Raw genomic sequence first — 10,983 nt, 5'->3', positions numbered from 1 at the left:
TCCGTTGAAGACTCTAGATTTACCGCCGAAGCAGCGAATCAGAAGTATCTCGAACCAGAGTCCGAAAACCTAGCAAAACAGTCGGCCGGAAAATTGACCGACTTAAATGTCCGACCCCAACACACGGGGGGTGTGAGGCCGGAACCAAATTTCAAAATTTGGCACTGACATTCATCGACACACTATTGAGTTCTCAAAGAACACACGCACAAGCCATCGATCCGAGCGGTAAGCCCGTTCGACTAGCTAGGCAACTTTTCAAGCTTAGCCCCGGCCATGCAGCAGAACCAAATCCGCTGGTCAGGTGGAACTAGTGTGATCGTCAGGCGCTCCTCGTCCAACCTCGTTTCCCAGGCCCTTGGGGCTCCGGGTCGGTGTCCGTGTCGCTCTGACCTGGAATAAGTTACGTGGTGCGTCGAAGCAAAGTCAAATCGCCTCTCTACCTGCGGTTTTCCGGCGACTACGCGGAGGACCGCGGGGGTTTCCAGCCTTCGAGGATGCGGCGGCTGTGGGAACGGAACATCGCTACCGAGACTTTGTTCGGGATCGCGAGGAATGCGGCGTCGCGCAAGGCGGCGAGAGTGGCCGAGCCCGGGGAGGTCATGTGGGTTCCGTGTTTGGACAGGAAGCTCATCCGGGCGACTCGGCTGCGGCGGGCGGCGGAATAGCGGGCGAGATCCGGTGCGCAGGCCGCCAGAGTGACAGCGTCCTCCAATGCCATGCCCGCTCCCTGGCCCAGGGTTGGGCGCATCGCGTGGGCCGCGTCCCCGATCAGGGCCACGCGGCCATTCCACAGGTGGCGCGGGACATCGATTTCGAGCAGTTCATCGGTCACCACGGTCGAGCGGTCGGTGACGGCGATGAGTTCCGGTAGCGGATCGGGCCAGTCGGTGAAGTAGTCCAGGTCCGCGATGCCGGGACGGCCCGCGGTGAAGACATAGGTGCGGTCGCCCGCGATCGGCACCACTCCGGCTTCGCCATGCCGGCCCAGGATCACGCCCACGGGGTCGGGCGCGGGAAGGTCGAGGACCCATCGCCACGCCGCGATTCCGGTCCGCTGCACCGGGCGCTCCTGTGGCCACAGCCGGCTCCGGACCACGCTGTTGACGCCATCCGCACCGACGACCAGGTCATATGGGTCGGCTCCGGTGGCGGTTTCGACCCGACCGTCCGCGTGGACGTCGATAACCCGGGTACCTGTCCGGACGCAGTCCGCGGGCACCGCGGCGGCGAGGATCGCGATCAGGTCGGCGCGGTGCAGGGCGACCACCCCGCCGGTGAAGTCACTGATGCGTGCGTCCACCAGGACCCGCCCGCGATCGTTCCGCGCGAAGCCACGTCGATCCGGCAGGGTCCCCGCTCTCACCGCCGCACCCACCCCGAGCAGGTCCAAGGCATTCAAGGCATTGGCCGCGAGGACGATTCCCGCGCCCACCTCGGTGAACTGGGGCGCGCACTCGTAGACGACGACCTCCCAGCCCGCCGCGCGCAGCGCGATCGCGGCGGCCAGGCCGCCGATTCCGCCCCCGACAATCCCGGCCCTGCCCTTGGCTTCGGCCATGATCCCTTCCTGAACGTAGGCGTGGCGCGATCGTAAATCTCCGATTCATCCCGAAGTCGTAGGAGTGCGCTGGATCGCGGCACCGAATACCTCCCGACCGGAAATCGAGTGGAGGGCAAGCGGTATGGGTGGACAGGCGGATCGCACCGGGGTGTCGCGGGCGGTGGAGGCGGCGGTGGAGGCGGCCAAGCGGGGTGACGTGGTCGCGGCTCGGCAGTTGCTGACGCTGGCCGACCAGCTGGCGGCCGAGGCGCTCGCGCGCGAGACGGCGCGGGCGAATCGGCTGGGGCGGCTGCGGGTTCCGCGGATACCGGGGCTGCCGCGGCGCTGAGAGGGCGTGGACCGAGGCCCTTCGGCCCGACTGGTCCGCCCTCCGATGGAGACACGCATGGCCCCGGCCGAGGGTGGGCGTTGGCGGACACGGAACCGGATGAACCACCGGAGAACCGGACGACCAGTTCGGCGTTGCGTTGAGCATTCACGGGCATTCCCCCAGCAAGAATGGTCGAAGTGCGCCGTCTGACGGGGATCGTGCGTCATCTCGGCCGAGCCCAGAGAGGATGGCTCGGGTTTCACGACCCGGGTCCGGACGAAGGAGTCGGCGTGAATTCATCGGTGGGGTCGCGAACCTCGGACGATCAGGAGCGCGGGGCCGACAGCCTGGTCTACGTCGTGTTCATCACCGCGGCGGCCGCGATGGGTGGATTCCTGTTCGGCTACGACAGTTCCGTCATCAATGGCGCGGTCGAGGCCATCCGCGATCGGTATGACATCGGGTCGGCGACGCTGGCGCAGGTGGTGGCGATCGCGTTGATCGGCTGCGCGGTGGGCGCGGCCATCGCCGGGCGGATCGCGGATCGGATCGGGCGCATCTGGGTGATGCGGATCGCGGCGACGCTGTTCACGGCCAGCGCGATCGGGTCGGCGTTGCCGTTCGCGCTGTGGGATCTGGCCATGTGGCGTGTCATCGGCGGGATCGGGATCGGGATGGCCTCGGTGATCGGGCCCGCCTATATCGCCGAGGTGTCGCCGCCGGCGTACCGCGGGCGGCTGGCCTCGTTCCAGCAGGCGGCCATCGTGATCGGCATCGCGACCTCGCAGCTGGTGAACTTCGCGATCCTGAAGATGGCGGGCGGTGAGCAGCGCGGGAGTATCGCGGGGCTGGAGGCCTGGCAGTGGATGCTCGGCGTGATGGTGATTCCGGCCGGGCTGTACGGGCTGTTCTCCTTCACGATTCCGGAGTCGCCGCGGTATCTGATCTCGGTCGGCAAGATCGAGAAGGCGAAGCAGGTGCTGGCCGAGGTCGAGCGCGGCACGGGCGATCTGGACGCCCGGGTCGCGCAGATCGAGCAGGCCATGCACAGCGAGCACCGGTCGACGTTCAAAGATCTGCTGGGCGGGAGGTTCGGGTTCCTGCCGGTGGTGTGGATCGGTATCGGGCTGTCGATGTTCCAGCAGCTGGTCGGCATCAATGTGGTCTTCTACTACTCGGCGACGCTGTGGCAGTCGGTCGGCATCGATCCGTCCAGTTCGTTCTTCTATTCGTTCACCACCTCGATCATCAATATCGTCGGCACCGTGATCGCCATGCTGCTGGTCGACCGGATCGGGCGGAAACCGCTGGCGCTCATCGGCTCCGCGGGTATGGCCGTCGCGCTGGGACTGGAGGGGTGGGCGTTCTCGGCCAAGACCGGGTCCGGTGACAGCGTGTCGTTGCCGCACGCGCAGGGCATTGTCGCGCTGGTCGCGGCGCACTGCTTCGTGCTGTTCTTCGCGCTGTCGTGGGGTGTGGTGGTGTGGGTGCTGCTGGGTGAGATGTTCCCGAACAGGCTGCGCGCGGCCGCGCTGGGTGTGGCGGCGTCGGCGCAGTGGATCGCCAACTGGGTCATCACCGCCAGCTTCCCCAGCCTCGCGGACTGGAACCTGTCGGGGACGTACGTCATCTACACGCTGTTCGCGCTGCTCTCGATTCCGTTCGTGCTCAGGTTCGTTCCGGAGACCAAGGGCAAGGCGCTGGAGGAGATGGGCTGAGCATCCGCGCGAGGCGGCCGGGCTATTTCAGGATCTTGGTGATCTGGCCCGCGCCGACGGTCCGGCCGCCCTCGCGGATGGCGAATTTGAGGCCGACCTCCATGGCGATCGGCTGGATCAGCACGACTTCCATGGAGACATTGTCGCCGGGCAGCACCATCTCCACTGCCGTCGGCAGGGTCACGACGCCGGTGACATCGGTTGTGCGGAAGTAGAACTGGGGGCGGTAGTTGTTGAAGAAGGGGGTGTGACGGCCGCCCTCCTCCTTCGACAGGATGTACGCCTGACCCTCGAACTGTGTGTGCGGGGTGACCGAACCGGGCTTGATGACGCATTGGCCGCGTTCCACATCCTCGCGGCGGACTCCGCGCAGCAGCAGGCCCACGTTCTCCCCCGCCTGGCCCTCATCCAGGAGTTTCCGGAACATCTCGATGCCGGTGACGGTGGTCTTGGTGGTTTTCGGGCGGATGCCGACGATCTCGACCTCGGCATTGACCTTCAGTACGCCGCGCTCGATGCGGCCGGTGACGACGGTGCCGCGGCCGGTGATGGTGAAGACGTCCTCGATAGGCATGAGGAACGGTTTCTCCACCTCGCGGGCGGGGGTGTCGATCCAGTCATCCACGGCGGCCAGCAGTTCGGTGATCGTCGCGCCCCACTCCCCCGCCGGATCGGACAGCGCCTGCAAGGCGGAGACCCGCACGATGGGGCTGTTGTCGCCGTCGAACTCGTACTCGCTGAGCAGTTCGCTCACCTCGAGTTCGACCAGCTCCAGGATCTCCTCGTCCTCCACCATGTCGCACTTGTTCAGCGCCACCACGATTTTCGGGACGCCGACCTGCCGGGCCAGGATCACGTGCTCCTTGGTCTGCGGCATCGGGCCGTCGGTGGCGGCGACCACCAGGATCGCGCCGTCCATCTGGGCGGCGCCGGTGATCATGTTCTTGATGTAGTCGGCGTGCCCGGGACAGTCGACGTGCGCGTAATGCCGGTTCTCCGTTTGGTATTCGACGTGCGCGATGGAGATGGTGATGCCGCGCTGGCGTTCCTCGGGGGCCTTGTCGATGGCCTCGAAGGGGGTGAAGGGATTCAGGTCCGGATATCGGTCGTGCAGGACCCGGGTGATGGCCGCGGTGAGGGTGGTCTTGCCGTGGTCGATATGGCCGATGGTGCCGACATTGACATGCGGCTTCGTCCGCTGGAATCTCGCCTTCGCCACTGGAACCTCCTGCGCGCCCGTCGGTTCCAGGGTAGGGAGGACGGGGGCCGGAAGAGCTGAAAACCGGGCGAAACAGACGTCGAGGACCGTTGACGAAAACCCGTCTCGACCAGAGGTTTTCCGTGAATTCGCCGAGCGGTCAGCGGCCGCCTGGCTCACCGGCGGAAGTCGGCGGGGTGGGCTCGGCCGAGGTGGCCTGTTCCTTCGGGACACAGACCCACCGGCCGTCGGCGGTCAGACCCCACTGGGCGACGATGCGGCCGTCGGAGCAGTCGTCGCCGACATTGTGCTCGGGCTGGACGGAAGTCGGCGGTATCGACGGCAGCGTGGTGACGGTGGTCGGCGTCGGGGCCGGACTGGTGTCGGAGCAACTCATCAGCACGCAGCCGTAGGACACGGCCGCTACCAGGGCGACAGCCGACCCTGCCATACGCGACTTCATCAGTGACGCCATAGGACGACCCTTTCGTACCGAGACGATTCGGGCAAACAGCAATCACAGAGCAATCTATCGTGCGGTCCGCGCCCAACCGGCTGCGGCCGGAGCGGCGCAGTAACGTGGGCAGCTATGACAGCTGTTGCAGATCGTTCGCTCGGGCCGGAACTCGCCCGCACCGAGGGCATCGGGGAGGCCGATGTCCTGGTCATCGGACTCACCTCGTCGGAGGACGGGCCGGTCATCGCGCCCGCGGACGCGTTCGAGGATGTGCTCGACGGCGACACCCGCGACGCCCTGCTGAGCGCGCTGCGGGCGGTCGGGGCCAAGGGCAAGGGCGAAGAGGTCACCAAGGTGCCCGCGCCCGCCGGGCTGGGCGTGGACTTCGTGCTGGCGGTCGGGCTCGGGGCAGTGGACAAGCTCGACGCCGAGCAGGTGCGCAAGTCGGCCGGCGCGGCCGGGCGGGCGCTCACCGGGGTCGCCACCGCGGTCACCACGCTGTCGGGCCTGGACCTGGGCGCCGCGGCCGAGGGGTTCTACCTGGGCGCGTACCAGTTCACCGCGTTCAAGTCCGCCAAGAGCGCGCCCAAGCCCGAGGACCAGCCGGTGCAGCGGGTCGAATTCCTGGTGCCCGCACCGGGATTCGGCGAGGAGGAGCTGTTCCGGGCGCAGGCCATCGCCGAAGCCGTCGCCACCGCACGCGATTTCGTGAACACCCCGCCCAGCGACCTGTTCCCGGCCGAATTCGCCAACCGCGCGGCCGAACTGGCCAAGGCGGCCGGTCTCCAGGTCGAGGTTCTCGACGAGACCGAACTCGAATCCCAGGGCTACGGCGGCATTCTCGGCGTCGGCAAGGGCTCCTCGCGGCCGCCGCGCCTGATCCGCATCACCTACGCGGGCGGCGACCCCAAGGTCGCGTTGATCGGCAAGGGCATCACCTTCGACACCGGCGGCATCTCCATCAAGCCCGCGCAGTCCATGGAGAACATGACCTCCGACATGGGCGGCGCGGCGGCGGTCATCGCCACCACGCTGCTGGCAGCGCGACTGAGCCTGCCGCTCACCGTCATCGCCACCGTGCCCATGGCCGAGAACATGCCCTCGGCCACCGCGCAGCGGCCCGGTGACGTGCTCACCCAGTACGGCGGCACCACCGTCGAGGTGATCAACACCGACGCCGAGGGACGCCTCATCCTGGCCGACGCGCTGGTGCGCGCGGGCGAGGACGAGCCGGACTACGTCATCGACGTCGCCACGCTCACCGGTGCGCAGATGGTGGCGCTGGGCACCCGCACGCCGGGCGTCATGGGCACCGACGCCTTCCGCGACCGGGTGGCGCGCATCTCGCAGGCCGTCGGCGAGAACGCCTGGGCCATGCCGCTTCCCGCGGAACTGCGCGCCGACCTGAACTCCAAGATCGCGGATCTGCAGAACGTCGCACCGCACCGCTGGGGCGGCATGTTGTCGGCGGGGCTGTTCCTCAAGGAGTTCGTGGCCGAGAGCGTGCAGTGGGCGCATCTGGATGTCGCCGGGCCCGCCTACAACACGGGCGGACCGTTCGGTTACATCGGCAAGGGCGGCACCGGTGTCCCGGTCCGCACGCTGATCGCCACGCTCGAGGACATCGCCGCGGAGTAATCGCGCCCCTGGTCGCGACACGAGTTCCGGTGACAAAACGCCCGCCCCGCTTGCACAGCAGGGCGGGCGTTCGCGTCAGCGCTCAGCGCGGGGTGCACAGCAACAGCGCGGCCCCGAAGCTGCCCAGTCGGAACAGCAGATCCAGCATCGGCTCCGGACCAGCAGGAGACCTTTGCTCGGCCGTGCAGGTCCGCAGACCAGCGTCACCACCCGGGGAATGGTTGCGGCACCGACATGTCGCCGCCGGCCCCGATCGTGTTGGCGGCGGTGCTGATCGAGCACGCGCCCCCGAACAGCTTGCGGCCCAGGGTGTCCACGGGGCTCAGGCCCATTGGGCGGTGCGGCGTTCCAGGATGCGGCGGCGGGCGTCGTAGTCGCGCATGCGCTGCGGGTAGCCGACGCGACGGGCGTCGTAGACGGGAATGCCGAGGGCGCCCGAGAGGCGCTGCGCTCCGCGTTCGCCGACCACGCGCCGGGTCCATTCGCCGTCATGCGCGACGAGCAGCACCGTGACATCGGTGACCGTGGTGCGCGGCTCGACGAAAGCCTCCACGCCGTAATGGTTTCGCGTCCAGGCCACGAGATGGCCCATGTCGGCCGGATCGGCCTCGCCTCGGCGCGCGGTACCGCTGTGCCCGAACAGATCCAGGAAACCCATTCCCGTCAACCTCCTCCCCGGCTTCGGAAAACCGCCGGATACTTCGATAGTGCGCAGCTCACGGCCACTTCGCCAGACCATCGGCCATTTCCATAGCAGCTGCACAGAATCCCTTCAGAATCGACTCAGCGGGGATGCGCGGTCCGGTCAGCGGCACGCCGGAAAGGCCGGGACGGCGCAAACGTGATACGTGTCATGGCATCCCGCTATTTCACCCGCGCGCCGTGGCGTTCGACGCTCACGCCGGGAAATGTGGCGTAGAGAGGTCGGCACAACCGCCGCCCTGTGACACGCCGCACCCGGACGAGTGCAAGGATGGGTGGCTGGAACAAGAACCAACACGGATCTCCGGCGCCATCACCCTGCGGTGGCCGTCCGGGACGACACCGCGACCCGCGGTGCCACGCCCGCGGAGAGACGAACTGTTTAACCCGACGAGCAGTCAGAGGAGTCAACGGACATGACCTTCTCCGTCCAGATGCCAGCTCTTGGTGAGAGCGTCACCGAGGGCACCGTCACCAGGTGGCTGAAGAAGGAGGGAGACACGGTCGAGGTCGACGAGCCGTTGCTCGAGGTCTCCACCGACAAGGTCGACACCGAGATCCCGTCCCCGGTCGCGGGCACCCTGCTGGAGATCTCCGCGCAGGAAGATGACGTCATCGAGGTCGGCGGACAGCTGGGCGTCATCGGCAGCGGCGCCCCCGCGGCCGCCCCGGCCCCGGCGCCCGCTCCGGCCCCTGCGCCTGCCCCCGCCCCCGCTCCGGCTCCGGCCGCCGCGGCTCCCGCGCCCGCCCCGGCCGCTCCGGCCCCGGCTCCCGCGCCGAAGACCGCCCCGGTTCCGGCCGCGGCGACCCCGGCCGACGAGCCCTCCAGCAACGGTGGCCCCTACGTCACCCCGCTGGTGCGAAAGCTGGCCGCGGAGAACAACGTTGACCTCGCCGCCGTGACCGGCTCCGGCGTCGGCGGCCGCATCCGCAAGCAGGATGTGCTCGCCGCCGCGGAGGCCAAGAAGGCTCCCGCGCCCGTGGCCGCCGCGCCCGCCGCCGCTGCTCCGGCCGCCCCGGCCGCTGCCGCCGCCGCGCCGCGTCCGTCGCTGTCGCACCTCACCGGCACGGTCCAGAAGGCCAGCCGCATCCGGCAGATCACCGCGGCCAAGACGCTCGAGTCGTTGCAGACCACCGCGCAGCTCACCCAGGTGCACGAGGTCGACATGACCAAGATCGCGTCCCTGCGCAACCGCGCCAAGGCCTCGTTCAAGCAGCGCGAGGGCGTGAACCTCACGTTCCTGCCGTTCTACGCCAAGGCCGTCATCGAGGCGCTGGCCGTGCACCCGAACATCAACGCCTCCTACAACTCGGAGACCAAGGAGATCACCTACCACTCGGTGGTCAACCTGGGCATCGCGGTCGACACCGAGCAGGGTCTGCTCTCGCCGATCATCCACAACGCCAACGACCTGTCGCTGGCCGGACTGGCGCGCGCCATCGCCGATATCGCCAACCGCGCCCGCACCGGCGGCCTCAAGCCGGACGAGCTGGCCAACGGCACCTTCACCATCACCAACATCGGCTCGAACGGCGCGCTGTTCGACACCCCGATCCTGGTGCCGCCGCAGGCCGCCGAGCTGGGCACCGGCGCGATCGTGAAGCGCCCCATGGTGATCAGCGACGACGGCAACGAGTTCATCGGCATCCGGTCGATGGCCTACCTGCCGCTCACCTACGACCACCGCCTCATCGACGGCGCCGACGCGGGTCGCTTCGTGACCACGATCAAGCACCGTCTGGAAGAGGCCGCGTTCGAGGGTGACCTGGGCCTCTGAGGCCGGAACGGAGACGGGTCGGGGGTTGGATCGGATGAAGATCGTGGTCGCCGGTTCGTCCGGACTGATCGGGACGGCACTCGTCGCGGCCCTGCGCCGCGACGGGCACGAGGTCACCCGCCTCGTGCGCCGTCCCGTGCACGCCCGTGACGAATTCACCTGGGATCCGGTCCGTTCCAACCTGGACGAGCGCGCGCTGCGCGGTGCGGACGCCGTGGTGAATCTCTGCGGCGCGAGCATCGGGCGGCGGCGCTGGAACGGCAGCTACAAACAGGAGCTGCGCGACAGCCGCATCGTCCCCACCGACGTGCTGGCCGCCGCGGTCGCCGCCGCGGGAGTGCCGACGCTGGTCAACGCCAGCGGCGCGCACTACTACGGCGGCGAGACCGGCGACCGGGTCGTCACCGAGAGTTCCCCCGCCGGAACAGGATTCCTGGCCCGGCTCTGCGCCGACTGGGAGGCCGCCGCCGAACAGGCCGCCGACGCCGGGGTGCGCACGGTACTGCTGCGTTCGGCGGTGGTGCTGGCGCGGCACGGCGGTATGCTCGGAATGCTGTACCCGCTCTACTATCTCGGGCTCGGCGGGCGGCTCGGCAGCGGGCGGCAGTACGTCCCGTGGATCTCGCTCGACGACGAGGTGGGGGCGATCGTGTACGCGCTCACCCACGAGAACCTTTCCGGGCCTGTCAATATGTGCGGTCCCGCGCCGGTCACCAATGCCGAGTTCACGCGGGCGCTGGGGCGGGTCATGCATCGGCCGACGCCGTTGATGGTGCCCGCGTTCGCGTTGAAGCTGGCGGTCGGCGAGTTCGCGGACGAGGCGATCCTGCACGGCCCCAGGGCGATTCCCACCGCGCTGGAGGAAGCCGGGTACCAGTTCCAGCACCCGACCATCGGCGCGGCACTGACCGCGACATTGGGCCACGCGGGCTGACTACGGGTCGGCGGCGGCTGTGGCCAGGGCACTTTCGGCTGACGCGGGGGGGCACCTTCGGCTGACGCCGGGCGCGGTGCGCGTCACAGCAACCGCGCCGATACCGTGGACCCGTGACCAATCAACCGTCCGACGTGGTGGTGCGGGACGCACGCGAGAGCGATCTGCCGGACATCCTGGTGATCCACAACAACGCCATCGCCGAGACCACGGCCATCTGGGATACCGAACTGGCCGACATCCACGAGCGCGAGGCATGGTTCGCGGCGCGGACCGGCGCCGGCCATCCGGTGCTGGTCGCCGAGATCGGCGGCAAGCTGGCGGGGTACGCGAGTTACGGGCAGTTCCGGCCCAAGTCGGGCTACCGGTTCTCGGTCGAGAACTCGGTGTACGTGTCAGATATATTCCATCGCCGCGGCGTGGCCACCGCGCTCATGCGGGCGCTACTGGCACGCGCCGAGAGCGGCGAGGTGCACGCCATGATCGCGGCGATCGAATCGAGTAACCGCACGTCGATCGCCCTGCACGAGAAATTCGGCTTCACCACCGTCGGGCAGTTGCCCGAAGTCGGGCACAAATTCGGGCGCTGGATGGACCTGACGCTCATGCAACGGACCTTCCCCGAAGGAGTAGCGTCGCCATCGTGAGCGAGAGCACTACGGCCACCGCGGCGTTACCCCGCGC

Annotated in this window: 9 protein-coding genes and 1 pseudogene; 6 read left to right on the top strand and 4 right to left on the bottom strand. The window is 68.4% G+C overall.

The window, feature by feature from the left end; all coding sequences use genetic code 11:
* Nucleotides 1-460: 460 nt before the first annotated feature.
* A complete protein-coding gene (locus ACFRAQ_RS08195; RefSeq protein ID WP_379095672.1) occupies nt 461-1,561 on the bottom strand; it encodes an FAD-dependent monooxygenase in 1,101 nt (366 codons plus the stop codon).
* 124 nt (nt 1,562-1,685) lie between these two features.
* Here ACFRAQ_RS08195 and ACFRAQ_RS08190 point away from each other — a divergent pair, with 124 nt between their 5' ends.
* Both ACFRAQ_RS08190 and ACFRAQ_RS08185 read left to right on the top strand, forming a co-directional pair.
* Nucleotides 1,686-1,892: a hypothetical protein gene (locus ACFRAQ_RS08190; RefSeq protein ID WP_379095669.1), complete on the top strand. Its 207-nt coding sequence runs from the start codon at nt 1,686-1,688 to the stop codon at nt 1,890-1,892.
* A gap of 272 nt (nt 1,893-2,164) precedes the next feature.
* Nucleotides 2,165-3,592 (top strand): sugar porter family MFS transporter, encoded by a 1,428-nt coding sequence (locus ACFRAQ_RS08185; RefSeq protein ID WP_379095667.1) that lies wholly within the window; start codon nt 2,165-2,167, stop codon nt 3,590-3,592.
* A 22-nt stretch (nt 3,593-3,614) separates the two neighbouring features.
* Here the strand turns inward: ACFRAQ_RS08185 and tuf are convergent, their stop codons facing one another.
* Nucleotides 3,615-4,811 (bottom strand): elongation factor Tu, encoded by a 1,197-nt coding sequence (tuf, locus tag ACFRAQ_RS08180; RefSeq protein WP_379095664.1) that lies wholly within the window; start codon nt 4,809-4,811, stop codon nt 3,615-3,617.
* Between the two features lie 139 nt (nt 4,812-4,950).
* A complete protein-coding gene (locus ACFRAQ_RS08175) occupies nt 4,951-5,265 on the bottom strand; it encodes a hypothetical protein (protein ID WP_379095662.1) in 315 nt (104 codons plus the stop codon).
* A gap of 114 nt (nt 5,266-5,379) precedes the next feature.
* Here ACFRAQ_RS08175 and ACFRAQ_RS08170 point away from each other — a divergent pair, with 114 nt between their 5' ends.
* Complete coding sequence (locus tag ACFRAQ_RS08170) at nt 5,380-6,885, top strand: leucyl aminopeptidase (RefSeq protein ID WP_379095660.1); 1,506 nt, start codon at nt 5,380-5,382, stop codon at nt 6,883-6,885.
* Between the two features lie 322 nt (nt 6,886-7,207).
* Here the strand turns inward: ACFRAQ_RS08170 and ACFRAQ_RS08165 are convergent, their stop codons facing one another.
* Entirely contained in the window at nt 7,208-7,543 is a 336-nt protein-coding gene (locus ACFRAQ_RS08165; protein WP_357288750.1) for an oxidoreductase, read from the bottom strand.
* A 454-nt stretch (nt 7,544-7,997) separates the two neighbouring features.
* Between ACFRAQ_RS08165 and sucB the strand changes: the two are divergent.
* From sucB to ACFRAQ_RS08150, 3 genes and pseudogenes are all read left to right on the top strand, one after another.
* A pseudogene (gene sucB / locus ACFRAQ_RS08160) lies at nt 7,998-9,365 on the top strand (2-oxoglutarate dehydrogenase, E2 component, dihydrolipoamide succinyltransferase); the annotation flags it as partial.
* Nucleotides 9,366-9,399: 34 nt separating this feature from the next.
* Nucleotides 9,400-10,299: a TIGR01777 family oxidoreductase gene (locus ACFRAQ_RS08155; RefSeq protein WP_379095657.1), complete on the top strand. Its 900-nt coding sequence runs from the start codon at nt 9,400-9,402 to the stop codon at nt 10,297-10,299.
* A gap of 134 nt (nt 10,300-10,433) precedes the next feature.
* The gene (locus ACFRAQ_RS08150; RefSeq protein WP_379095908.1) at nt 10,434-10,946 is read left to right on the top strand and encodes a GNAT family N-acetyltransferase; all 513 of its coding nucleotides are present in this window, start codon (nt 10,434-10,436) and stop codon (nt 10,944-10,946) included.
* Nucleotides 10,947-10,983 lie beyond the last annotated feature (37 nt).

This window comes from Nocardia sp. NPDC056611 (genome assembly GCF_042792755.1).
In the GTDB taxonomy this organism is placed as follows: Bacteria; Actinomycetota; Actinomycetes; order Mycobacteriales; family Mycobacteriaceae; genus Nocardia.
The sequence above is the reverse complement of the archived record's forward strand: the minus strand, read 5'-3'. Positions and strand labels throughout refer to the sequence as shown.